Below are 24415 nucleotides of genomic sequence, written 5' to 3' on the forward strand. Positions count from 1 at the left end.
CAGGTTTGGTACTATCATTTTCATACTTTGCAGCTACTGGCCGAGGGCACCTGCGAAGATTGTCAACAGCGTACTGCCCCGATCCTCTATAAACAACTAGTTGTGACGGTAAAGACGAATCATATGGCTAAGAACGTAACGCTTTTGACTGGATTTTTGGGAGCAGGAAAGACAACCTTGCTCAATACACTTATGGCGGCCCGGCCACAAACTCGCTTTGCTCTGATCGAGAATGAGTACGGAGAGGCAGGCATAGACGGTCAGTTAGTGCTACGCCCCGACGTGGATACGATCGAGCTGAGCGACGGCTGTATCTGCTGCTCATTGAACGATAGTCTACTTGATGTGCTGGAAGACCTCCACGACCGACGCGAGTCTTTCGATGAGTTAATTATCGAAACAACTGGTATTGCCGACCCAGCCAACGTAGCTGTTCCGTTTTTGATGCTACCGATGGTCCAGCGCGAGTTTAGCCTCAGGCGGGTGATCTGTCTGGTTGATGCTGAACTAATCGACGATCAGCTACGCGACACCGAGGAAGCAATTCAGCAAGTTTCATTCAGCGATGTCCTGCTGATCAATAAAACGGACCGGGTTTCGGCCGACTACCTGACTTATCTGACCAACACGCTGCGAGAGCTTAACCCGTTTGCTCAGGTACTTACGGGACAGAAAGAGCATTACCCTATAGATGAGCTGATGGCTATTGTGAGAGATACCGCCTTCGCTTCGCAACCAGCCAGTTTTATACCAACTCGAGCTAAACCCCTACTTGCCACCCCCAACCTACCAACCTCCTACACAGGTCGTCGAGGTCAGTTTGGTACGTTACCCCAACACCACCACCATCGGCATAGTGACATTGTGTCGCTGAGCTTTCGTTTCGACGAATCGCTCGACCTAACGCAGCTTTACCACCGACTTACTACCTTATTACTATTCCAGGGCAAGGATATTTACCGGATTAAAGGCATTATTTACGACGCCAGTCGCCCACAGCGCTGGATCATCCAGTCGGTTGGCAAGAACCTGACCATGATCGATGGTGTCAGTTGGGAAGTCGATGAACACCCCGAAAGTCGTATTGTGTTTATCGGTAAATTACTGAAGTCGGAGGGTTTTGAGAAGATGCTGCGTCAATGTTTCACGAAAGATGCCAGCTGGCAGATCACGAATTCAGATATATCTGGAAAGTAAAGTATTACTGGCCCGTAAAGCAGGAAGCACAAAAAGTCTATTACTACGAATGATCCGGGATGAAAAGTTCTAGTTCAGATGATGCCAGACAGCTACTACCCGGATGAGTCTGCGCTCGTGAAGCAAAAACACACACCGCTATATTTCCTGTTTCGGGCGTGTATCTTGACTAAAAGAGTCGTCAAACTTATTTCTTGAACCATGACCATAACATTTGACGATCAAAGTCCTTCATATCACGATGACCTCTATGTAAAAATTCCGGAACTGAACTTAGATCGTCGTTTCGATACGTATTTCTTCGCTTTAGATCTTGGGTACTCATCTATAGAAGAAAGTATTGAAAAGGTAAAAATCGTTTTGAAAGATTTATTAGAAAATTGGGCAAAGGCGATCAAGACAGCAAAGGTGGGCGAAACCGTCTATTTACCTATCGATTTTTCAGACCAAAGCGTAGGGGCTTTGAAAGTTTCTAAGGAGGCTAATAACCGTTTAACAATACGTTATAGCAGCCATAAAATAGTCTGTATGTTTCCCTCTTTTATGGCCGAAGCTAAATTCGCTGAGACTGAGACTAGCACTCAAAAGCAGTGTTTTGAGGTGTCGATGGCTAGTTTTTTAGATGAGTTGGAGAGGGAATATTCGAAAATTTATATTTAGGCATAAATATGATTATAAAAGAAGTAAATTGAACACATTAAAGAAGACAATAACATTATGAAAAAGCGACAACCCATAGTCTGGTTAAGTCTACTCGTAGCTAGCCAACTCACCAACGCTCAAAATATCATACCTGCGCTTGATCAAGATCCTGTCTTTACCAAAGTTGTTACCCGTCGGATCCTGTATCCGCCCAAACCCGCCACGAGAGCAGTTTACGGCCGATTCTACGCCGGTTTTAGCATCAATGAACAGGGTCACATAAAAGACATAGCGGTATTGTACCCTAAAATGAGCGCCCAAGTTAGTAAACAGTATGGGTTTGACGCTGCCATTTTGAAAGGCTTAAAACAGATGCCTCCTCTCCAGCCGAACCTTGCCGGTTGTTACATCCTGCCCGTTGCTTTCTGCTTTACTAATTATAAAGAAGGTCCCTTGTCTATTATTCCTACAAACGTTTTACCTACCAGTTTAACAACAGGCGAGCGTATTGCTTTACGCGAAGTACGTATCTATGCCAGTAGCCCTAGTTCGGGCTGGCTATTAAAAAATTTTCCCGACAGTCGGCAAATTGGCCAGCAATAGTTTCCAACTATATTCCATCGTACTGCTACCATAACAACAATACTCACTATCCTCAGATTGAACGTAGCACCGAGCCGGAAGGTGGCTCGCCAGTAGAGAAAATCGGACATTCTGAAAAGGCATTCAAGAGATTGAAACGAGATCTGTCTCAGCATATCCCAACAAAACATGGGCAGTTGTCATAAACCGCCCATGTTGGTTAATACACTACTTAGTATCTACCGCTTTGCTGTTGCCGTAGCCATTGTTACGGTCAGCACACGCACCGGCCCCAGGAGCCCCGATGGCAGTAGAGCTGAATCGGCTTTGTAGAACGGCAACGTCGTGAAGGTCACCTTATTGGTAACTCCGGGCTGAGCGTCGCCAATTAGTCGATTCACCCAGGTATTGGTAACGTTAATCTGAACACTATTGCTTCCAGCTTTCATGGCATCGGTTATATCAATCCGATACGGCTTTTTCCAGACCGTGCCCACCAGTTTGCCATTAACGACCACCTCAGCGATATTTTTCACATCGCCAAGATCCAATACATACGTAGCATTTTTGGTGAGAGTAGCGAGTTGGAACGTATTATTATACGAAGCCGTCCCTGAAAAGTATTCAATGCCCGGATCGGCATTTTCCGATAATGAACGAAGTGTAGGCAACGTAGCGATGGCCGGAGCACCACGTCCCTCCTGAAAACTCACGTTCCAGGCCCCCTCTATCTGGACGGCCTGGGTTTCTTTTACGGTCGGTTTAGTGTACGAAGCTACCGTTGTTTTGTTCTGGAAGACGATAAAGTAAGCCCCCCAGGAATCAAACTTGAGCGGCACGATGGTACGTCCATCTTTTATCTGATACGACACTTTTTCCAGCTTCCCCGTTTCAGGATTCCACAACTCCGGTACCTTCCCAGTAACCCGGAAACTGATGGTAGCCTGGTTGGTATTGTCGCTTCGATTATCGAGCCAATACAGGTCGGCATTGCTGGTCTGGCGATGAACAAACAAAATAGGAGACGAAGCTCCGGTAATATCGACATCCTTCTCAACACCGACTTTCGCCAATGCTGCTTCAATCGATTGTGTCGACACTGTTGGACTGCTCCAGATCTGATTCGCCAACGTAGTAAATTCAGCAGGATTATCGATCAAACTCGGCGACCGCTCCGGCTTGGCTCCGGCTACGTACATCCCTGCCTTCACTAATTCACCTAACTTTCTGAGTACGGGTAGCGTCATCGTCCGGGCGGTCGAATCCAGAACCAGCACACGATACTGTTGTCCGCTGGGTGTCAGGATTTTTCCTCCCTCCCCCCGTAAAGCTTCTTTCACAACCGTAGCATTGGCAAAATCGAACGAATAACCAGCTGGAATAGCGGGCAGCTTCTGCGCAAATGCCTGCGTAATGTTGTTATTTTCGCCATAGTAATATAACACATCAACAACGGGTTTGCCCTGCTGAAGCAGATAACAACTGCGACTCAGATAATCGACCCACGATTTAGCCTGTTCACCCCAGGTTTCATGCCGGGTAAAATACTGCCCGAAAGGCCCCAGGGAAAAACCAGGTTTTTTATCATCAAGTGGCTGGTGAACAGACGTGTGCACCACAAATCGGTTAAGCCCCGATGCCATTTCCAGATCGGCGGTCCGCTTGAGTTTTTCGGGATACCAGCTAAATCCGTTTCCTACCGAAGTCATTGATTCGGCCGCCACCAGGTTCTGCCCATAGATATGTGCTACAGAAGCCGCTTCCCGAATATCAGCCTCACTACGTACCTCTTCGTCACTACCGGTAGCCAGGCTACCAGGCGTCCACATAGCCGACATAGGAATTTCAGCCTTGCGTTTTACGTCCATACCATCGGCCAGATAAATTCGACCGTTTTCGTGCGACTCCGTATAGCGTTTCATCCCACGTGCGTGCAAGGCATCGCCGATCACTTCGTAGTGGTTGGCCACAATCAGTTCTCCAATGGTTTTCCGGAAATCCCACAGGAATTGCTCACTAGCTTCCGCGCTACGTACCACCCGTCCCGTCAATACCGGAATCCAGGGTTTCAGATCGTAGCCTCGCCGTTTCAGAAACTCCTCGGGCATGGCTTTGGTCCAGGTCATATGCCCTGCTTCGTAGCTATCCAGCACCATATATTCCAGCCCTTTGGCTCCTAACTGGCCACCCGCAGCGTCCTGATACATATCCAGATACGTATCGATGTATTTCCGAACCGCTACGTTGTCGAGTTTATCCACTTCGAGCCCGGTAGCTTCAGGGGAAGCGGGGTGATTCTTACGTCCGGTAATTGAATAGCCCATACGTACTATAACCCAGTTACCAGCGGGCGGAGTCCAGTTCAACGTGCCGTCAGTACTCATTTTCGATGTCAGGTCAATCACATCGTCTGTCGGTATGGCATCCGCGTTGGCTTTAATGAGCGAGTGAGTACTTTCATTCCAGGGGCTAAATCCCGCCTTTTCTTCAAACAGATCAACTCTATCTGTGTTGTGTAGCACCAATTCGGCAACGGCTACCCCTTCCGGCTTCCCCGGATCTGTACTGCCACCAAACATAGCCCCGAATGGATTTCCCTGGGGTTGTAATGTTTTGAACGCAAACCGGAAATACTTAGCCGTAGTAGGCACGATGTTCATTGTGTTCTGCGGCACCGTACTGCCTCTGATTATCACTACGTCGCGGAAATTAACGCCATCGTCGCTTACTTTTAGGCTACGATTGTCTGGCGCCCCTCTGAATTCAGCCAATGGCCCTCCTCCACTGGCCCCCACAATGGTAAATGCTTTAAACGTCTGCGGGCTGTCGAACTCATACTGAATCCACATATCCTGCCCCACTTCCATCGGCGGCAATAATGTCGTTTTAGCCAGATCGCCATCTGTCAGGTCAGCGAGGTTGAACATACCGCCACTCGATGTAACCTTAGGGTTGAAAGACGCGAGTGGTTTGTCAGTAGCCGGTAGTCGATACGCGATCACCAGCGCATCCACGTAATAATCAGGCACTTCGCCGGAGGGGCCACCAAATCCGCCTTCGGGCGACAGGGGTACATTCTGAAACTTGCCTGCCTTAGCCGACGGCTGCGGTAGCTTGCCTGAAAAGGCGTTTCCTCCTGATAGCCGTGTTTCGGTCCAGACATATTTTTTCATGGCGTCACTAGCCGGTACCCACGGGCCACCCGTTACGCTCCAGCCCGGCGATCCAGCGATGGCCATTTCCAGCCCGAGTTTCCTGGCTTCGTTGGTCGTATGCTTGAAGGCATCTTTCCAATCGGGCGTCATGAACACCAGCTTTTTGGCCGTAACAGCCGGTGTCATTAAACTCGCATCAAAATTCTGAAAGCCGCCGATGCCCACCCGCTTCATCCATTCGAGATCCTTTGTAATCCCTTCTTTGGTAATATTTCCGTTCATCCAATGCCACCAGACACGCGGTCGGGCCGAATGAGGTGGCGCCAGAAAGCCACTTTGCAACGACGAAGACTGGGCTACTGCCATGGCGGGCAGCATCCAGGCCAGTAAGGTTAACTTTTTCATATGGATTAACGGATTAGGAAAGTGGATGCTCACTTGGTCATTAACTATGGCAAGCTAATGACCAAGTGAGCATCCACTTTCCTATAGTTACCTCACCAAACCCTTAATTTAATACAAATTCAACTCCCATTACTACCATTAAACTCCCCATATTCTTACCTGGGTTGGTAAAGACCAGATATACGTCATGGGGTTTGTTATCGGTAGTTACGGGTTGTTTTATTGGTATCTGGAGTTGATTGGGCGTAAAATCCATCTTTTCCGATGCTTCCAGGAATGACGATTCGCCAATCAGCTTACCGGTTGGGCTATCTAACCGTAATTCCACCTTACCCCCTATGGCATTCAACTGTGGTTTGGGCGCTGTAGCCATCACCCGAACGGCGGTCAAACCCTCCAGATTAACCTGCTTCAGCTCCATGTAGGCTCCTGATTTTGACGGAATAGCCAGGTTATTACCTCCAAACGCCATTTTATTGACGTTATCATATCCATCAAACCCATGCACATCGACTTTGGTATTTCTCAGCACAAATGTTTGTTCGGAACGTAACGCCGGTAAGCCTTTAGCCCCCTTATCTTCGTATGCCGCCCGAATAATGTAAACCCCTTTTCCTTTATCACCTTTGGGAATGCTGGCGGTATAATTTCCTTTTACGGGCAGCGAATTAGCTCCTGCCGATGTGCTCGATACGCTTAGAATATATTTCACCATCTCGGCGGCATCGGCCGTAGACAATTGTGGGTGAGCCGCCATAGCCGTTTCCCCCCAAACGCCACTCCCTCCGGCAATTACCTTTTTGGTCAGCCGTTCCAGGGCCGAATTGTCGCCTTTATACTTCATAGCCACATCGCGATAAGCAGGCCCTATCGACTTTTTATCGACACTATGACAAGCTTTACAATCGCTGGCTTCGATCAGCTTTTTACCCGTTGCCAGTAATGCTCCTGCATCGGCCGACCGGTGTCCCTGTGCAATAGCAACCTGATCGAAACCTTCCGCCAGATAGTCGATATTGACGGCAACCCGATCGGCATCGATCCCTTTACCCAACGTACCATCTTCTTTATCAGCCACTTTCACTTCGTACTTAAATGGCTTGTTCGCTACGTAAAACGACTTGTTGGCCCCAGGCATATCCAGGCTCAGCACAGGCGGTTCGTTACCTACCGTAATATCCATCGACTGAGAAGCGATTCCACCTTTGTTATCATTTACGGTGACGGTGGCTTTGTAAACACCTGGCTTAGCTAATGTAAGGTTTGCGTCAGGGGTAGACACCACCTTATTGAAACCATTTTTCGATGAAATTTTCCAGGAATACGTCAGCGCATCTCCATCTGCATCAGAGGTACCTTTAGTAGTCAATTTTAGCGCCAGCGGAGCTGCTCCTCCCATTTTATTGGCCGCCATTTGTAGCTGGGGCTTTCTGTTTCCCCCGTTATATTCAATTCGTATCAGACGGGCATCGTCGTTGGCGGTAAACCAGCCAGAACCGTATTCGAGCATATACAGATCGCCATTGTCGGCAAACTCCATATCCATCGGATTACTGAATTTGTAGCTCGGCATAAACCGCTCCATCGATGCGTAGTTGCCCTCTTTGTCCATCGTGACGGCCATAACCCAGCCGCGCATCCAATCGTAGGTGATCAACTTTCCATCGTAATACGCGGGAAAAGAGCGGGGTGCCCGACTAAATTCATCGGCATAAAAGACCGGACCAGCCATCGCGTTACGTCCTCCGGCACCAACCAGAGGAAACTCTTTCGATCCATCATACGGGTACCAGATGAAGGCTTTCTGGGCGGGTGGCAATACCTTTAATCCCGTATTATTGGGAGAAGTATTGGTTGGTGCATTGACATCCCATTTTTCACCAGACTTACTGGCGGCAAAATCATATTTGTTATATGCTTTATTATCGCCGACAAAATGAGGCCAGCCAAAATTACCCGCCTTACGAGCCTGCCCCACTTCATCATGACCAGCGGCTCCACGAGTTGAATCGGGTTTGGCAGCATCTGGCCCTACCTCTCCCCAATATACGTAGCCCGTTTTTTGATCTACCGAAATACGGAACGGGTTCCGATGGCCCATGGTGTAAATTTCGGGGCGAGTCTGTGAGGTCCCTTTAGCAAACAAGTTTCCATCAGGTATGGTATACGTACCGTCGGGCTGGGGTTTGATCCGAATGATCTTACCCCGCAAATCGTTCGTATTGGCCGACGACTTTTGCGCATCCCAGGCGCTACGTCCTTCACGCTCATCACTGGGACTGTAGCCATTCGAACCGTGTGGGTTCGTATTGTCGCCTGTCGATAAGTACAGATTACCGGCCCGGTCCCAGGCAATAGAACCACCCGTGTGGCAGCACTCTTCCCGTTGGGTAGGCACTTCCAGCAGTACCTTTTTCGAATCCATCACCAGTTCGTCGCCCCGTAGTTCAAATCGGGCCAGCACGTTTTTAGGTTCCTCCGGTATTGAGTAATACAGATAAATCCAGTGGTTCTGGGCAAAATTGGGGTCTTTACTTAAACCGAGCAGACCATCCTCCCCCATCGACTCTTTGCCTTCTTTGCTGACGTATTTAACGCTCACCGGAATGGTAGCAATCGTTTTTAACTCATTGGTTTTAGTATTGAAAAGCTTTACCTCCCCCTTACGCTGAATGAATAGAATCCGGCCATCATTCAGAACGCTAAGCTCCATTGGTTCATCGAGTTTCTCCTTCAAAACAACTTTAGTAAAGCGGTTTTCTTCAGGTCTTGCCTTAGAAAAATCGAGCTTTTTGGGCGAATCACCTCCCACGGTATACTGAATACCGGCCCAAAGGTGATTGAGGAACAGGGGTTCCGAGAAGGTTTCATCCGTGTGCCCCATTGCGGTATAAAACGCTCGTCCACCGTCGTATTCCTGATACCAGCTCATGGGATGATAATCAGGGTTCTTACCACCAACGTAGCTCTTTTCGTCAATTGTTAATAAGACATTGATTTTGGGAGAAATGTCTTTAAAGCTGTAAAACTCATCACTACGTTCAAACTCATCGGGCATTCCTTTTGTGGCCCAGTGGTTTTTGAGAGCGACAATGAATTTTCCTTTCTGAACATTATTAGGCATGGGATGGTCTAAGAAATAAGCCCCGGCCAGCTTACCATACCACGGCCATTCATATTCGGTATCAGTGGCCGCGTGAATGCCGACGTATCCACCCCCCGCCTGTATATACCGTTCAAAGGCACTCTGCTGCTCATTGTTCAGTACGTCACCGGTTGTATTGAGAAATATAACAGTATTGTACCGCTTTAGAGTAGCCTCGCTGAATTGGCCTGCATCTTCCGTAAAAGTCACACCAAAGCCTTTTTCGCCAGCCATTTTGGCCAGTGCTTTCTTACCGGCGTCTATCGACTGATGTCGGAAGGCAGCCGTTTTGCTAAATACGAGCACATTAACTGCTGGCGTTTGGGCAAACGCAGCATGAATAAGCAGCCATAACCCAAAGGTTATGATGCTGATTTTAGGCACATTTTCGTTCATGGAACTTCGGTAGTTTTTCTTTTCGTGATCAAAGGTAGTCAGGCAGAACCTTATTGTCTTTAATTTAGACAATAAATTTTATCCAACAATATATATTTGCAGTACTACTTCAATCTGGCTATGACCTTTATGCACTGATCTGTTCAAAAGCATGAAAGCTTATACCTACATTCGTGACCTCCAACCAGGATAATATGCACGTACCAGGTGAAAAAAAATATATACAGCAACTTTCCATTGACTGTGTCATATTCGGCTACCAGCAAAGGCAACTAAAGGTGCTAATTCCCAAACTGGACTTTACAGGCGATTTCTGGGCATTGCCGAGCGGATACATCCAGCAGCAGGAAGGCATTGATCAGGCGGCCCGCCGAATCCTGGAAGAGCGAACCGGCATCAAAGACATTTATCTGGAACAGTTCAGGGTTTTCGGGGCAACCGAACGGACAAACCGGCCTTATCTGGAACAGCTCATCCAACTCAATGAAGAAAAAATAGGCAACCAGCATTTTATCCGGCAGGAATTCGAATGGATTACCCAGCGGTTTGTGTCGATCGGTTACTACGCTCTGGTCGATATAAATCAGGTTATCCCTCAAAAAAGTGAGATCGATGAATCAATGGGCTGGTATAATTACAAAGAGCTGCCCACCATGATTATGGATCACAACGACATGGTTGATAAAGCGCTGGAAACTTTACGGCTCAACATCGATCAAAAGCTGATTGCATTCAATCTTCTTCCCGAGACGTTTACCATGAAAGAGGTACAGGAGCTTTATGAAGCCATCTTCGATAAGCCATTCGCCCGCAACAATTTCCAGAAGAAAATTCTGGATCTGAACGTACTGGAACGGCTGGAGAAAAAATTTACGGGTGCCGCCAACAAAGCGCCTTATCTATATCGATTTCAGAAATAGCCACGTTTCTACCGCTAACGGCCCAGACAGTCTTTACACTCCGCTAATCGGCCATGATATAGCCCTTAACCCAACGAATGATGGGTTTTGCGAGATGAATGAAGCAGGAGTTAGCCTATACCATTTTCCGAACCATTCGGAGAATCGACTCCGAATCGGTTAAGGTATATACGTCTTTCAGACTGAACCACTTTACGTTCTTCACTTCTTCGGGAATCAAAAACGACTCATCGGGGTCAGCTTCCAGTAAGAATCGGATGTCGTAATGCAAATGGGCCGGTACGTCGCCACGAGCCGGAATCGGATGCACATCGACATCAAAAATAGCAGGGCTAACCAACCTAAGCGATGTTAGTCCCGTTTCTTCTTCTGCCTCCCTGAACGCAACGGCAGCCACATCCGCATCACCATCTGCGTGTCCGCCCGGCTGAAACCACCGATCAAGTTTCCGATGGTGAATCAACACTGTTTTTTCCCGGTCGGGACTTACAATCCAGGCCGATCCCGTAACGTGGCCCGACAATAAACTACGCTCAAAACAATCTGGATTGGCGGCTACGAACGTAATGGTATCCTGGGTCATTGCCCTTTCCGTAGCGTCGGCAGGGATGTGTTTGTTGAGTAATGCTAATAAGGGTTGACGATGCATAAACAATACGTAGTAAACTTATGACAGATCAGTGGTTGTATTGCCGGAAGTGGGCTCCAGCAAGTCCCACAAATTTCCGTACAAGTCTTCAAAAACAGCCACAATTCCATACGTTTCTTGGACGGGTGGCCTGATAAAGTTGATCCCGTCGGCAATCATCTGATGATAATCCCGCCAGAAGTTGTCCGTATATAGAAAAAGAAAAACCCGTCCGCCAGTCTGATTTCCTACCCGACTAGCCTGTTCGTCGGTAGCAGCTTTTGCCAGCAACAGACAGCATTCGGTAGCTCCTTCCGGCGCCACTAAAACCCACCGTTTTGTTTCGCTCAGTTTTGTATCCTCAATAAGCCTGAACCGAAGTTTCTGTGTATAAAAACTGATGGCTTCATCATAATCGTGAACCACCAGAGCGATATGGGCGATTCGTTGTTTCATTCCATATTTCTGATTAATCCGGCTGCAAGGAACGAATTCTCAGCCTTACTTCATCAGAAAATAACGCCAGTTCGTCGTGACTTTCACGATGTTGGCTCCCAATAGCAGGCAGTACCCTTTCTAAGCGTGTAGGTTTGCGCCTGCTAATCAGCCATTCAGGCAATGTCTTTTACAGAAACCCATCGCAGACAAATGACGCAATTATCGAACCTTATACTATCACTGTTCATCCTTAATCTGGGCACAGCCTTCGGCGCAGGCTTATATGAAGCCAGGATAACTCTCCCGCAATGGTTCCCAAAAAAGCAACGAAACTGGCATCAGATAGACAAAAGAGCCATGCATGAGTTAGATGCCGGACGCAAATTCTGGGCCTTCGTTACAACGATTCCACTGACGATACTCACCATCGTGAACCTGATCATGGCCTGGCAATCTCAGCACCCTGGTCACAACTGGTGGCTTGCCGCAGCCTTGTTAACCTTTGTTGAACGTGTAGCAACGTTTACTTTTTTCATTCCAACGATCATAAAACTTCAACGGGTCGAGTCAATTCCCACCAGTAAAAGACATAACGTAGTAACGACCTGGATACGCCTTAATTACGTCCGTAATACCATTACGTTCGTTGCCTGCTTTTTGGCTTTGACAGCACTTTCTCAATAGCCGTCGCTACATCTACGTTACGTTAACGCAACCAACTATGTCAACAACTTAACATAAAGTTGAGGTGGGTTCTTTTGTTGCTATTTGGATAAAAAGCTGCAACTTGTGCCGATTTTTCATTACCCGATAGACTATTATGCGCAAACTTGCACTTACTGCTGCTACCTTTTGCCTGGCAGCTCAACTCGCTACTGCTCAGATTAAATTGCCCTCTCCAAGTCCAGGAGCTACGGTTACGCAAACCGTAGGTACTACTGACTTTACGATCAATTATTCCCGACCAAGCCTGAAAGGCCGTCAACCCTTTACGGATGCATTTGTCCCCCTTAATAAAGTATGGCGTACGGGTGCCAACACACCTACCCTGTTTACAACAACTACCGACGTAATGATCAATGGCAAAACGCTGCCAGCCGGATCTTACGCGATTTTGTCGATACCAGCCGAAAATAGCGCTACGTTGATTTTCAGCAAGGACAAAACCAGCACCGAAGCTTCCTACAAGCAGGATCAGGATGCGCTACGTGTTGAGCTAACTCCCTCCGAACTCAGCGAGAAAGCAGAAACCTTCACGATCGATTTTAGCGATCTGACCGATAGTACGGCAAATCTTAATTTCAAATGGGCTAATGTAAAAGCTACGGCTCCGCTTCGGGTTGATGTGAGCGCCAATTCGGCGGCCAACGTGGATAAAGCAGTTGCTGAAAAACCAGAAGATGCAGCTGTTTTACAAGCAGCTGCTAACTACAATCTGTCGAAAGGTCGCAATTTAGACCAGGCGCTGACCTGGATTGACAAGTCGATAGCAGCCAAAGAAACCTTCCGCAATCTGTTTGTAAAATCTCAGATTCTGGCTAAAATGGGCAAATACACCGACGCCTTGCCGCTGGCCCAAAAAGCGCTGACTTTAGGGCAATCATCCAATGATGCCAGCTTTCCGTTCTTCAAGGAGGGCATCGAAAAAAGCATAGCAGAGTATACGACCAAAGTTCCTGCCCTACCAACTATTAAAGGCGCAAAAGGCAAAAAAAAGGCGTAACATTTTCGACAAAACACTACGTAACGCGGGCCATTTCTATGAGGGCCCGCGTTTTTTATACTCAATTTCGAACAATTCGTTGCAGAAGCCAGGCAATCATGACTACTAGCAAGCATCCAATCACATTGAGCCAGAGAAAAGCGGTCAGGTTCAGATACCAACTAATTACGACCAGAATCTCCGAGATAATAGCCGCCCAGAAAGTAGCCTTCCCGCCAACCGATTTAACGTAAAAAGCTACCACAAATACGCCAAGAATAACACCGTAGAATAGTGATCCCAGAATATTAACGGCCTCGATCATGCTTCCCAACCGATTGGCAAACTGGGCCACCACGATACAGAAAACGCCCCAGCCAATGGTTGCCCAACGCGATACAGAGAGGTAGTGCGCATCGTCGCCTTCGCTACGTATCAGTCGCTTATAGACATCCACTACGGTGGTTGATGCCAACGAATTATACGCTGCGGCAATGGAACCCATCGAGGCACTGAAAATAACAGCAATCAGCAGACCAATGAGTCCATGCGGCAAATAGTCCAGCACAAACCGGAGAAATACGTAGTTGCCGTCATTTGTATCAGCAGCCGGATTATTTTTCTCAATCAGCTTCACCACATCGGCTCGAACGGCTTTCAGTGCTTCGTCGGTCTCGTGAAGATTAACGACCGAAGTCTCCTGGGCCGATTCGTCTTTACGCTGTAAGGCCGCCTGCATATCCGCGACGATACGTTGCCGCTGAGCCGTTAAATTCTGATGTTTTATTTCTGCCAGCTGATAATCACGGGCATATGGACTCTCTCTCAGTTTATCCGTTTCCTGCTTGTTAAAGAAGGTTGGCGAAGGGTTGTACTGGTAAAAAACAAAAACCAGTACGCCCACTAACAGGATCAGAAACTGCATAGGCACTTTCAGCAGACCATTCATCAACAAACCCAGTCGACTCTGCCCAATCGACTCTCCCGTTAAATAACGGCCCACCTGCGACTGATCGGTTCCAAAATAGGACAGTTGCAGGAAAAAGCCCCCAATTAGGCCAGACCATAGGTTATAGCGACTGTTCGGATCGAATTTCAGATCAATCAGGTTCATTCGCCCGGCCTTCCCTGCTACGTGTAACGCGTCGACAAACCCAACGCTATCAGGCAATAGTTTGACTGTTAGATAACCAGCCAGCCCCATGGCGAACGTAACGATTGCCATCTGTTGCAGGTGCGTGTACGAAATTGCCTTTGTTCCTCCCGTAACGGTATAAATCAGCACGATACCGCCCATAATCAGATTGGTCCAGTAGATGTTCCAGCCTAAAATAGTAGATAGGATGATGGCGGGCGCGTAGATCGACAGCCCCGTCGATAAGCCGCGTTGTAACAGGAATAACCCAGCCGTTAACGTACGTACCCGCGTATCGAATCGGGTTTCGAGATACTCATAAGCAGTGAAAATCTTCAGTTTATGAAAAATCGGAACAAACGTAACCGACAGCACAACCATGGCCAGTGGTAAGCCAAAATAGAACTGAACAAATCGCATTCCATCGCTGAACCCCTGCCCCGGAGCCGACAGAAACGTAATAGCACTGGCCTGCGTAGCCATCACTGATAATCCGACATGATACCAGGGTAAGGATTGGCCTGCCAGCAGGTATTCGTCCATACTATTACTGTTTTTGCTACGTACTACGCCATAGACAGTAACTCCCAATAACGTTATAATCAGTACGCTCCAATCAATAATACTCATGAAAGCCAGCGCATTAAAACGTAAAACAGGACAATTTCTATCACCAGACTACCAATAACGACAGCGTAGAGTTGTGGCCATGAACGGACAAACGGTGGCAAATCGGATCTGTTTTCGGACATAAAAGGTGGGTTGATGAATAATAACGGCAAAATTAAGCCAAATCTGATTGCAACTTTTGAATTACCTGCTGAATCGCCTAGTTTGCAACCTATCTAACAACAAAACCAGATGGAAAATCTACCCGCTCAGTCAGCAGAAAAAAGCCTTTTTGACCTCTCCGGCAAAGTTGCCATCATAACGGGGGCCAGTAAAGGCATCGGCGAAGACATTGCTCGATTGTATGCTCAATTCGGTGCGAACGTGGTTGTCAGTAGCCGTAAGCAAGACAGTCTGGATCTGCTAGCCAGCGATATCAAATCCAAAGGCGGAGAAGCCACTGGTATTGCTGCCCATGTCGGCGACGACAGCCAGCTTAGGCAATTGGTCGACAAAACGATTGCGATTTATGGTGGCATCGATATTCTGGTGAACAACGCAGCCTCTAACCCGGTTTTTGGACCTTCGCTGGACTGTGATGGTCTGGCTTTTGATAAGATCATGCAGGCGAATGTGAAAGCTCCTTTCGAGTTAAGTAAATTATGCTATCCAAGCATGAAAGCTCGGGGTGGTGGCAGTGTAATTATGATGAGCAGCATTGCTGGACATACCCCTGATCCGGGGTTAGGTATTTACAGCGTCAGCAAAGCGTCTCTGAATATGTTGACAAAGGTTCTGGCCAAGGAATGGGGCCCCGATGGCATTCGGGTAAATGCGATCTGCCCCGGTCTGATCAAAACCAAATTCAGCCAGGCCTTATGGCAAAACGAGCAAATTCTGGACCATTTTACGAAACGTTTACCCATTGCCCGGATGGGAACTACGGACGAAATCAGTCCGATGGCTCTTTTTCTGGCCTCCAGTGCGTCGTCGTACTGTACCGGCAGTTTGTTTTACGCCGATGGCGGAACCGTAATCTAACCAGTCTAACTACTTCGATCAATACGTATTCCATGTCGACTCCAGTAGAATCAAGGGAAGTTTGGCTACGAGGCCCTTTACCCAATATCCCTCCTCTCCTTCAGGCTGTTGCGCACGCATTACTGCAAGCCCGAGAGGAAGTTCATAATCTGCTAGACGGTTTTCCGGATACGTTGCTTTGGGAACGTCCGGCTAACGTAGCGTCGGTGGGGTTCCATCTTCAGCATCTAACGGGCGTCCTCGACCGACTCTTTACGTATGCCCGTAACGAATCTCTTTCTTCCAGTCAACTGGACGCGTTGGATAGCGAAGGCAACCCCGCAAAATTTACTACAAGCGTACAGGAGTTAATCAATACGTTTGATAGACAGGTCGATCAATCACTAGCCCAGTTAAGCGCAACGGATGAAACCACGCTCACAGAAGCCCGAGGAGTTGGCCGTGCGCAACTACCATCAACTGTTTTGGGTTTACTGGTCCACTCCGCTGAACACACGATGCGGCACGTTGGCCAATTATCGGTAACGGTACGTATCATTAAGCAGTCTGTATAAACTAAAAGCGCCGGTTTGAAAACCGGCGCTTTTAGTTTATACAATGTACTCTGGCTTATTGAACCGCCAGAATTTTAAATTCCGTTCGCCGGTTGGCCTGGTGCTCTTCTTCAGTACAATTCACCCCATCGACACAACCATTTACAATTTCGCTTTCGCCGTAGCCACGGGCCACAAGCCGTTTTGCGCTAATCCCACGCGACACCAGATAGTCCAGAGCCGCCCGAGCCCGGTTTTCCGACAGGCGAATATTGTAGCTGTCCGTTGCCCGCGAATCGGTGTGTGACCGTAACTCAATCTGCATCTCCGGATATTCTTTTAAGATAGCCAGTACGTGATCGAGTTCCTTGGCCGCATCGGCCCGAATAAAGAACTTGTTTAGGTCGTAATAAATATTTTTCAGCTGGAAAACATCACCTACACCATAAAGACCCAATGAATCGGTAACCACCTTTTCTTTCTTCTTGGTCTTATTCATTGGCGTCTTCTTGGTCGCATAACGATCTTTCTGAGCCGTTAACGTATAGGGTGCACCAGGTTTCATGTTAAACTCATAGCCACCGTCCGGACCCGTTGTTACCGTTTGTTCTGATTTATCCTTTTCATTACGTAGCGTCACTTTTACACCGGAAGCAGGTTGCTGATTGACTTCTGTTTTAACAACGCCACGCACGAGTGTATTTTCGGTACGTTCGAGATAAATCGAAACGCTCATCACGGGTTTCGGCGATTGGGTCAGTGTTGAAAAACGTACGCTATTCAATGCAAACCCTTCTTTAACAGCGCGGAACTCGTACTCTGTATTGGCATCTAAACACAGTTCTGCGCGACCTTCTACATTCGTGATCCGAAGATCCTGGTTTACGCCGTTACGCAGAATGCGAACATCGGCGCTTTCAATCGGCGTACCCGTTTTCGCGTCATATACGAAAATATTGAGCTGTTTGCAGGTTCGGCGGAACGAATAAATATCATCATCGCTGATACCTTTCTTCCGGTTACTGCTGAAATAACCACTCGTCCGGTACTTATCCGTAATAAACCCAAAATCGTCTTTCTCAGAATTAACCGGTGCTCCTACGTTCTGAACGCCTTTATAAGCCACGCCATCTTTTAGCTCGGCATAGAAAACATCTAACCCGCCTAACCCTTCGTGTCCATCCGATGAGAAATATATATTTCCATTGGCGTCAGCGTACGGAAACATTTCGTTACCCTCCGTATTAATCTCTTTACCCAGATTGACCGGCGTACCCCACTGGCCGTTGTTATACTCTACTACGTATAAGTCAGTGCCTCCATACCCACCCGGCATATCCGACGCGAAATACATTTTGGAATCGTCTGGCGCAAATGCCGGATGCCCTACCGAGTATTCACTGCTATTGAAAGGTACTTCCTTAATATCGACCCACTTTCCGCCTTTATTCACGGAAGAGTACAATTTCAGCTTTTTGATGCCGTCGGAGCTTTTACCCGCTTTACCTTTACTGGTGTTGTTACGTGTAAAAACAATTGTGTTCTGATCGCGGGTGAAGGTCATTGGCCCTTCGTGGTATTTTGTATTCAGCGTCCGGCTAAAAATTTCCGCCTTGGTTAAGGGTTGCGTTGGTTCCGTTGCATCTTCGGCGGCAACCGGTTTAGCATCTGTTCCTCCACCAACAACAGCCGCATTTGGGCTACGTCTTGTTTCTATAATTGGAACGCCAAGTTGGTTTGTGTCCGGGTGGAAATACATATCCAGAAATGGAGTCTGGTTCCAACTGAATACCCGCTTCACAACACCCGACTCGTCGCGGGCGGATACGAACACAATACCACCTTTGTAATACATCGGACTAAAATCAGCCTGACGGGAATTGATAGGCAGGCTACTCAAGCGATAAGAAGACGAATCCTGGTAGAATCGGCTCAGATCCATGTAAGAAACCGTAAAACGTCGGCCGCGAAGGTCCTGCCCTTGTTTTTCACCGTACTGGCTATACATTTTCTGCGACTCGCGGTATTTCCCGTTAGCCGCTAACGACTGCGCGTAATACAGATAGATTTCACTGTCGAGATCAGTATACTCTTTCACTAGTTCAGAATAGACCCGTTCGGCATTACGGGTGTCCTGTAACTTTCGATAGCTATAGCCGAGTTTAGTTAAAGCCTCCCGGGTTTCGGCGGGGTCTTTCTTTTTGTCGGCCCGCAAAAACTCTTCATACGCCCGCACCGCGCTGACGTAGCTAAGGTTATCAAACTGTTTGTTGGCTGCTCGCAATCGCGCGCTTTGCGCCTGGACGGTGAGGCTTCCGAAAACCATTCCAGCAATGAGCAAAACCCGTAAAATCCGGTCCATGTGAATCTATAAGTTAAAATACTATGGGCTTACTGCAATCGCATCAAATAGGGTGCCAGATTTTCAACATGTATAAATTTAGCATCTATTCTAGCGCATTAAACCACTATCCGACCTTAAAAGTACAATTTTCACACTAGCCGGGTATCAATAAGTCACTTGCTTGAGCAAATGATTTGCGCTATTCGGGTGGTTCTTTCGGTGACTCGAAACAGATGTCCAATCCGGTGACCTATTACCCAGGCAATAGCACCATCAGCTACCAGCACGGCCACCTTCTCCCGATCAGTCCGACTCACTTTCTGATCATTCAGCAAATCACTGACCAATTTTTGTCCTGATAAGCCAAGTGGCCTAAATCGATCTCCCTGCTGCCAGGGTCGAATCAGTACAGGGAAGCACAATTGGTCGGCATCCAGACACGCTACGTTCGGATCTGTAGGGAAACTGAAATCAGCCGGTTTAGTGAATAGCGAAAAAGCCAAGTTAACATCACCGGGTAACGATAGGTCGGTGGGCGGCCAATCCGTCAGGACCGTTTCGTACGAGTGATGGAGAGGAACAGGCTCTAAAAGCAGCCCGACTTGCCTGTCGGGCAAGCGATCGTGCGTAATTCGATACGTAGCAGACTCAAATACTTGCCCAACTTCAGCCGAAAGAGACGTAATAACCTGCCCTACCTGATCGTACGTAAAGCCAAACGGTTTTAGCCACTCACTGAGCCGGAAAAATAATTCACGCTGTTCAAGTAGTTTTAGTGTCGGCAGAAACCACTTGTCTTTTTTTTGTTCAGCCACCTCGTTCCAGGATCGTTCCAGCTCGGCTTCAACAAGTACTTCAGCCGCCCGAAATCGCTCAACAGAACGAGGCAACGTTTGCCATAGGCCCGGATTCAAGTCAGCTAATACGGGAACAACATGGTGTCTGATCCGATTTCGCGCGTATTTATCATCCGCGTTGGACCGATCTTCCCGGTACAACACAGTACGTTCCCGCACATAGTCAACAATGTCGTCACGCGTTGCAAACAGCAGTGGCCTTACGAGCACATACGATGAGGTACGCTCTTGGCGAGCTGCAATGCCATGCAGTCCGGCAAGTCCCGTGCCCCGTGTTACGTTCAGTAACAAGGTTTCCAGTACGTCGTTTTTATGATGGGCTGTTGCTACGCAACAATACGTATGTTCTTCGAGCAGTTTGGCAAACCACTCATAGCGCAAATCGCGCGCGGCCATTTGGATCGATATTCCCCGTTCTGCCGCAATTCGTGCCGTATCGAAATGGATTAGATGAAACGGAACCTCATACTCATCAGCCTTGTTTTTCACAAAATCAGCATCGGCATCCGATTCCTTACCGCGTAAGTTGAAATTAACATGAGCCATAGCAAACGGTTGTTTTGTTCGAAAAAACAACTCAGCCATCGCCATTGAATCGATTCCACCACTTACAGCCAGCAGAACCTGATCGGTTGGACCGAATAATTGATTATCGTTAATATATCCTAAAAATCCCTGCTCCAACATACGGTTCCGGCCCTATGCCGTAGTTTTGTGATTATGTTTCAACTGCGTACCTGCTTTTTTACCTGCTTACTTGTTTTCGGCTCGCTGCTTTTTTCGTCTGATGCACTGGCTCAGATTGGTGGCGCTCCCGTGGCCGACAAAGTTGAATTACTTCACGCCGACAGCTTAGTGGGTGTCAATCAGCCGGGGCAGATGATCCGCAAGATTTACAATAATGTTCGCTTCCGGCAAAAAGGCGTACTGATGTATTGTAATCTGGCCGTACAGAACGTAACGACGAACGTCATTGAAGCGTATGGCGATGTTCGTTTGATTCAGGGCGATACAATCAGTGTTCGTGGCGATACCATGTTTTATTACGGGAACACCCGGCAGGCGAATGTGCGCGGACGAGTTATCATGCGTGATCGCAAAATGACGCTCACCACCAAACAGCTTGAGTACGACATGGTAACGGGCATGGCACATTACCCTACTCCCGGACGTATTGTCGACAAAGAAAATGTACTGACCAGCCGGGAAGGTTATTATGACACTCGCTCCAAATTATTCACCTTTAGCCAGAACGTACGGCTTGTTAACCCCAAAGGTACGCTGACGGGCGATTCGCTGCTGTATAATTCCTTAACCCGCATTGCTACGTTTCAGGGACCGACCCGAATTACGAATAAAGATGGGGTTTTAAACGCCGTCGCGGGCAATTATAATACGACAACGGGTATTTCAAATTTTCAACGTAGGGCCACTGTCGAAACACCAAAATATCGGTTAACCGGCGATTCGCTGTATTATGACAACATTACCAAACTCGGCATCGCCAAAGGGAACGTTATTATGGTAGCCAAAGATCGCAAAGCCGTCATTCTGGGCGATTATGTACGCTATAACGGGAAAGCGGGCATTTCACGGGTAACAGGCCATCCGGTGGCTAAAAGTCTGGCTAACGAAACGACGAAAGACACTCTTTTTTTACGAGCCGATACGCTCTTTTCTTTTGATGATACCTTAAAAAATACCCGGCGTTTTCTGGCCCATAAAAATGTATTCGTTTTTAAATCGGACCTTCAGAGTAAATGTGATTCGCTGATTTATAATACGGCCGATTCAACGATTTATTTTTATAAAAAACCAATTGTCTGGAGCCAGAACAAATACCAGATGGAAGCCGACTCGATGCGTGCTTTATTGAAAAATAACGTAATCAATACGATGTTTCTTCGTAGCAAATCGTTCGTAATTTCACTCGATACACTCAAGAATTTCAACCAGGTAAAAGGAAGGATAATAACGGCTCATTTTGTCACCAAAATTACCAGTGATACGTTGGGTAAAAAAGTAGCTTCCCCTACTATAAATAAATCCGTCTCTGCAACGAATACCGGTCAAAAAAGCGTACAGTCAACAACAACGGCTGTAGCCTCAACTACGGTTACCCAACAGGAACAAACTGTTCTTGACCGAGTCATTGTTGAAGGGAACGGACAAAGTATTTATTACGCTGTTGATGATCAGAATAAAATGATTGGGTTAAATCACGTTGAGTGTAGCCGGATGAATATCGAATTTATCGATAGCAAGGTTGGACGGATTCGTTTTTACGGTCGACCAGATGCTCAGTTGATACCGCCCAAAGAAATTACGGGTGACGATAAAGAGCTGGATGGATTTAGTTGGCGGGAGGCTGAGAAACCAACCAAAGGTCAGGTACTATGGCTGGAAACACCTCCGGTTGCGAAGCCCGGAAGTAAAAAACCGCTAAAAATCAGGAGTTCAACTAAACCTTTGGCTAAAAAACTCGTTCCAAAAGGTATAAAATAACTCTTTTAACAATTTTTTAGACATTGCCCCGTTGACTTTGTCTTTTTCGATGAATAGGTTTGCGGTGAGTACATGTGTACGTGAAACAGGACTATATGAAGCAATTTATACTTATTGGTTTTCTGACCGCCATTCTGACGGCCACCACTCCGCTACGGGCGCAAATCGCCCCGCGCGATACCGACCCCCGCAAGGGAAGTCGGCTGGAGTTGGGCAGGTCTGCCGGAAGTCGGAAGGCAACCACCCCTAGTCTACCATCCAAGCGGTTTTCACTAGCACCGTCAACCACGGCCGTGAATCTGGATCGGGCGGCTACGATTCGCAAGAACGCTCCCATTAACGAATACTATCGCTCGCTGCTGGTAGCACGCCCAACGGGTAAAAATCCTGCCCGCACCAATTCGACAGATAATACGCCGACTGTAGCTGAAGCCCGTAGCGGTGTTGAGCAGGAAATACGTCTCGATGATCGAATGTACAGTAACGAACGGATCACGGTTTCGAACGTCTATCCTAATCCCGCCAGTGAATACGCACAGGTAGATTATCAGATTACGGGTTCTGTGGGAGAAGCCAAAATGATTCTGTTGAACGTATTAGGATCGCCAATAGCCGAATACGAAATGTCGCCTAATGATCATAAAATTCATTTATCGACACGTGAACTGGCCAGTGGTTATTACTTTTATCAATTGTCTTTAGAAGGCAAAAAGGTAGCTACCAAGAAATTATTAGTACGTCATCAGTAATCGGTTACATGTTTGTTAAAATTTCCTAAACAGGCGTCAAATTCCGATTTATTCATCGCACTATACGGGTCATGCTGTCGTTAAAGCGGTATAGCCCGTATTTTTTTTAGTATATTTGCATTCTTATGCAACAACGTCATATCAGTAAAGGTCTGCTGGGTGTTTTGGTCGTGTTTTTTCTCGGGTCATGCAGTCCGTTTTCAAAGCTACAAAAGAGCGGTACAGACGACGAGAAGTATAAAGCAGCCGTTCAATATTATAAAAAGGAAGACTGGTATCGCGCTGGTCTCTTGTTCGAGGAATTGATTCCGGTATTGAAAGGTAGTACGGAATCTGAACTGGCTCATTTTTACCACGCCTATACTCAGTTTCATCAGCAACAGTATTTGCTCAGTGCAACGCTCTTCAAGAAATTTTATGAGACATTTGCCCGGAGTGAGTATGCACAGGAAGCTATGTATATGTATGCCTACTCGTTGTATAAAGACACGCCACAATTCAATCTCGATCAGTCGAATACATTAACAGCAGCGTCGGCTCTGCAGGATTTCATCAATACGTATCCCGACAGTAAATACCGCGATGAATGTACTAAAATCATCCTGGAGCTTCGGGGAAAACTGGAACGTAAAGCGTACGAAAAAGCTAAGCTGTATTATAAAACCAGTGGCTTTAACATTGCTTCCTACAAGTCGTCAGTAATTTCGATCAACAATTTTCAGCGCGACTTCCCAGATTCTGAATACAACGAAGAACTGGCTTTCATGAAGGTTGATGCCGAATATAGCTTGGCGAATAATAGCCTGGAAACAAAGCAAAAAGAACGATATCAGGAAGCCATCAATTATTATCAGACTTTTATCGACAAATACCCAAACAGCAAGTATCTGAAACAGGCCGAACGGATGTATGAATCCAGCCAGAAAGAAATTGAACGTTTGGACAAACTGGAACAGGAGCGCGAAAAGCTTAAGAATCCAGCCAATAAACCGGCAAAAGTAACCGCAGCAAATTAATTCCGTTAATTGTCAGCCACTTAGCCATTACCGGGAATTTTCTTCCCAATAGTACGTGTTAAAACTGACTGTTAGCTATTATGTGTTAACTGAACTATGGCAACGAATCAATCACTCATTACTCGCGATAACGACAAAATTGCGATTCCTACTGGAAACCTGTACGAATCCGTATCGATCATCTCTAAACGGGCTCGTCAGATAGCATCAAAAAACAAAGAAGAGCTTAGCAATAAGCTGTCAGAATTTGTATCAGCAGTTGATAATCTAGAAGAAGTTTTTGAAAACCGCGAACAGATCGAAATTTCGAAATTCTACGAGCGGATGCCAAAACCAACCTCGATTGCTACGGATGAGTTCTTAGAAAGTAAGGTATACTGGCGTTATAACGACGAAGAGGCTCAGCAATAACGCTA

19 protein-coding genes are annotated in these 24415 nt (G+C 47.1%); 12 read left to right on the plus strand and 7 right to left on the minus strand.

All coding sequences use genetic code 11. The features are described from left to right. Positions 1-27 precede the first annotated feature (27 nt). The 3 genes from GK108_RS11360 to GK108_RS11370 all read left to right on the plus strand — a co-directional run bounded on the left by GK108_RS11360 (position 28) and on the right by GK108_RS11370 (position 2442). Positions 28-1197 carry a CobW family GTP-binding protein gene (locus GK108_RS11360; protein ID WP_163947559.1) on the plus strand — a complete coding sequence of 390 codons (1170 nt, stop codon included), beginning with the start codon at positions 28-30 and terminating at the stop codon, positions 1195-1197. A gap of 201 nt (positions 1198-1398) precedes the next feature. Further along, positions 1399-1857 (plus strand): hypothetical protein, encoded by a 459-nt coding sequence (locus GK108_RS11365; protein WP_163947562.1) that lies wholly within the window; start codon positions 1399-1401, stop codon positions 1855-1857. 57 nt (positions 1858-1914) lie between these two features. After that, positions 1915-2442 (plus strand): hypothetical protein, encoded by a 528-nt coding sequence (locus tag GK108_RS11370; RefSeq protein ID WP_163947565.1) that lies wholly within the window; start codon positions 1915-1917, stop codon positions 2440-2442. Positions 2443-2660: 218 nt separating this feature from the next. Here GK108_RS11370 and GK108_RS11375 read toward each other — a convergent pair whose 3' ends face one another. Together GK108_RS11375 and GK108_RS11380 are read right to left on the minus strand one after the other, a co-directional pair. Beyond that, entirely contained in the window at positions 2661-5981 is a 3321-nt protein-coding gene (locus GK108_RS11375) for a glycosyl hydrolase (RefSeq protein WP_163947569.1), read from the minus strand. Positions 5982-6084: 103 nt separating this feature from the next. Beyond that, positions 6085-9522, minus strand: a complete 3438-nt coding sequence (locus tag GK108_RS11380; protein WP_163947574.1) for a ThuA domain-containing protein — start codon at positions 9520-9522, stop codon at positions 6085-6087. 194 nt (positions 9523-9716) lie between these two features. Between GK108_RS11380 and GK108_RS11385 the strand changes: the two genes are divergently transcribed. Beyond that, positions 9717-10442: an NUDIX hydrolase gene (locus tag GK108_RS11385; protein WP_163948586.1), complete on the plus strand. Its 726-nt coding sequence runs from the start codon at positions 9717-9719 to the stop codon at positions 10440-10442. Between the two features lie 115 nt (positions 10443-10557). On the opposite strand, the gene GK108_RS11390 is transcribed toward GK108_RS11385, so the two are convergent. Together GK108_RS11390 and GK108_RS11395 are read right to left on the minus strand one after the other, a co-directional pair. Then, the gene (locus tag GK108_RS11390; RefSeq protein WP_163947579.1) at positions 10558-11091 is read right to left on the minus strand and encodes an NUDIX hydrolase; all 534 of its coding nucleotides are present in this window, start codon (positions 11089-11091) and stop codon (positions 10558-10560) included. 18 nt (positions 11092-11109) lie between these two features. Continuing rightward, on the minus strand, positions 11110-11526 hold the full coding sequence (locus tag GK108_RS11395; RefSeq protein WP_163947582.1) for a VOC family protein: 417 nt from the start codon (positions 11524-11526) through the stop codon (positions 11110-11112). Between the two features lie 192 nt (positions 11527-11718). Between GK108_RS11395 and GK108_RS11400 the strand changes: the two genes are divergently transcribed. Together GK108_RS11400 and GK108_RS11405 are read left to right on the plus strand one after the other, a co-directional pair. Next, positions 11719-12192 carry an anthrone oxygenase family protein gene (locus tag GK108_RS11400; protein WP_163947585.1) on the plus strand — a complete coding sequence of 158 codons (474 nt, stop codon included), beginning with the start codon at positions 11719-11721 and terminating at the stop codon, positions 12190-12192. A gap of 136 nt (positions 12193-12328) precedes the next feature. Then, entirely contained in the window at positions 12329-13231 is a 903-nt protein-coding gene (locus GK108_RS11405) for a DUF2911 domain-containing protein (RefSeq protein ID WP_163947588.1), read from the plus strand. 61 nt (positions 13232-13292) lie between these two features. Here GK108_RS11405 and GK108_RS11410 read toward each other — a convergent pair whose 3' ends face one another. Further along, positions 13293-14975 carry a sodium:solute symporter gene (locus tag GK108_RS11410; protein WP_163947591.1) on the minus strand — a complete coding sequence of 561 codons (1683 nt, stop codon included), beginning with the start codon at positions 14973-14975 and terminating at the stop codon, positions 13293-13295. Between the two features lie 231 nt (positions 14976-15206). Between GK108_RS11410 and GK108_RS11415 the strand changes: the two genes are divergently transcribed. Together GK108_RS11415 and GK108_RS11420 are read left to right on the plus strand one after the other, a co-directional pair. Further along, positions 15207-15995 carry an SDR family NAD(P)-dependent oxidoreductase gene (locus tag GK108_RS11415; RefSeq protein WP_163947595.1) on the plus strand — a complete coding sequence of 263 codons (789 nt, stop codon included), beginning with the start codon at positions 15207-15209 and terminating at the stop codon, positions 15993-15995. 32 nt (positions 15996-16027) lie between these two features. Beyond that, positions 16028-16549: a DinB family protein gene (locus GK108_RS11420; RefSeq protein WP_163947598.1), complete on the plus strand. Its 522-nt coding sequence runs from the start codon at positions 16028-16030 to the stop codon at positions 16547-16549. A gap of 55 nt (positions 16550-16604) precedes the next feature. On the opposite strand, the gene GK108_RS11425 is transcribed toward GK108_RS11420, so the two are convergent. Then, entirely contained in the window at positions 16605-18890 is a 2286-nt protein-coding gene (locus GK108_RS11425; protein ID WP_163947601.1) for an OmpA family protein, read from the minus strand. Positions 18891-19045: 155 nt separating this feature from the next. Beyond that, positions 19046-20416, minus strand: coding sequence for a tRNA lysidine(34) synthetase TilS (tilS, locus tag GK108_RS11430; protein ID WP_163947604.1), 1371 nt, complete (start codon positions 20414-20416; stop codon positions 19046-19048). A gap of 33 nt (positions 20417-20449) precedes the next feature. Between tilS and GK108_RS11435 the strand changes: the two genes are divergently transcribed. From GK108_RS11435 to GK108_RS11450, 4 genes are all read left to right on the plus strand, one after another. Next, positions 20450-22234: an OstA-like protein gene (locus GK108_RS11435; protein WP_163947607.1), complete on the plus strand. Its 1785-nt coding sequence runs from the start codon at positions 20450-20452 to the stop codon at positions 22232-22234. A gap of 95 nt (positions 22235-22329) precedes the next feature. After that, complete coding sequence (locus GK108_RS11440; RefSeq protein ID WP_163947611.1) at positions 22330-22983, plus strand: T9SS type A sorting domain-containing protein; 654 nt, start codon at positions 22330-22332, stop codon at positions 22981-22983. A 125-nt stretch (positions 22984-23108) separates the two neighbouring features. Further along, positions 23109-23999, plus strand: a complete 891-nt coding sequence (locus GK108_RS11445; protein WP_163947613.1) for an outer membrane protein assembly factor BamD — start codon at positions 23109-23111, stop codon at positions 23997-23999. A gap of 96 nt (positions 24000-24095) precedes the next feature. Further along, the gene (locus GK108_RS11450; protein ID WP_163947617.1) at positions 24096-24410 is read left to right on the plus strand and encodes a DNA-directed RNA polymerase subunit omega; all 315 of its coding nucleotides are present in this window, start codon (positions 24096-24098) and stop codon (positions 24408-24410) included. Positions 24411-24415 lie beyond the last annotated feature (5 nt).

The sequence above is a fragment of the Spirosoma terrae genome, from assembly GCF_010435915.1.
GTDB lineage: Bacteria > Bacteroidota > Bacteroidia > Cytophagales > Spirosomataceae > Spirosoma > Spirosoma terrae.

Coding starts and splice junctions, on each gene's coding strand:
- GK108_RS11365 (WP_163947562.1), top strand. CDS start 1,399: ATGACCATAACATTTGACGATCAAAGTCCTTCATATCACGATGACCTC.
- GK108_RS11370 (WP_163947565.1), top strand. CDS start 1,915: ATGAAAAAGCGACAACCCATAGTCTGGTTAAGTCTACTCGTAGCTAGC.
- GK108_RS11375 (WP_163947569.1), bottom strand. CDS start 5,981: ATGAAAAAGTTAACCTTACTGGCCTGGATGCTGCCCGCCATGGCAGTA.
- GK108_RS11380 (WP_163947574.1), bottom strand. CDS start 9,522: ATGAACGAAAATGTGCCTAAAATCAGCATCATAACCTTTGGGTTATGG.
- GK108_RS11385 (WP_163948586.1), top strand. CDS start 9,717: ATGCACGTACCAGGTGAAAAAAAATATATACAGCAACTTTCCATTGAC.
- GK108_RS11390 (WP_163947579.1), bottom strand. CDS start 11,091: ATGCATCGTCAACCCTTATTAGCATTACTCAACAAACACATCCCTGCC.
- GK108_RS11395 (WP_163947582.1), bottom strand. CDS start 11,526: ATGAAACAACGAATCGCCCATATCGCTCTGGTGGTTCACGATTATGAT.
- GK108_RS11400 (WP_163947585.1), top strand. CDS start 11,719: ATGACGCAATTATCGAACCTTATACTATCACTGTTCATCCTTAATCTG.
- GK108_RS11405 (WP_163947588.1), top strand. CDS start 12,329: ATGCGCAAACTTGCACTTACTGCTGCTACCTTTTGCCTGGCAGCTCAA.
- GK108_RS11410 (WP_163947591.1), bottom strand. CDS start 14,975: ATGAGTATTATTGATTGGAGCGTACTGATTATAACGTTATTGGGAGTT.
- GK108_RS11415 (WP_163947595.1), top strand. CDS start 15,207: ATGGAAAATCTACCCGCTCAGTCAGCAGAAAAAAGCCTTTTTGACCTC.
- GK108_RS11420 (WP_163947598.1), top strand. CDS start 16,028: ATGTCGACTCCAGTAGAATCAAGGGAAGTTTGGCTACGAGGCCCTTTA.
- GK108_RS11425 (WP_163947601.1), bottom strand. CDS start 18,890: ATGGACCGGATTTTACGGGTTTTGCTCATTGCTGGAATGGTTTTCGGA.
- tilS (WP_163947604.1), bottom strand. CDS start 20,416: ATGTTGGAGCAGGGATTTTTAGGATATATTAACGATAATCAATTATTC.
- GK108_RS11435 (WP_163947607.1), top strand. CDS start 20,450: ATGTTTCAACTGCGTACCTGCTTTTTTACCTGCTTACTTGTTTTCGGC.
- GK108_RS11440 (WP_163947611.1), top strand. CDS start 22,330: ATGAAGCAATTTATACTTATTGGTTTTCTGACCGCCATTCTGACGGCC.
- GK108_RS11445 (WP_163947613.1), top strand. CDS start 23,109: ATGCAACAACGTCATATCAGTAAAGGTCTGCTGGGTGTTTTGGTCGTG.
- GK108_RS11450 (WP_163947617.1), top strand. CDS start 24,096: ATGGCAACGAATCAATCACTCATTACTCGCGATAACGACAAAATTGCG.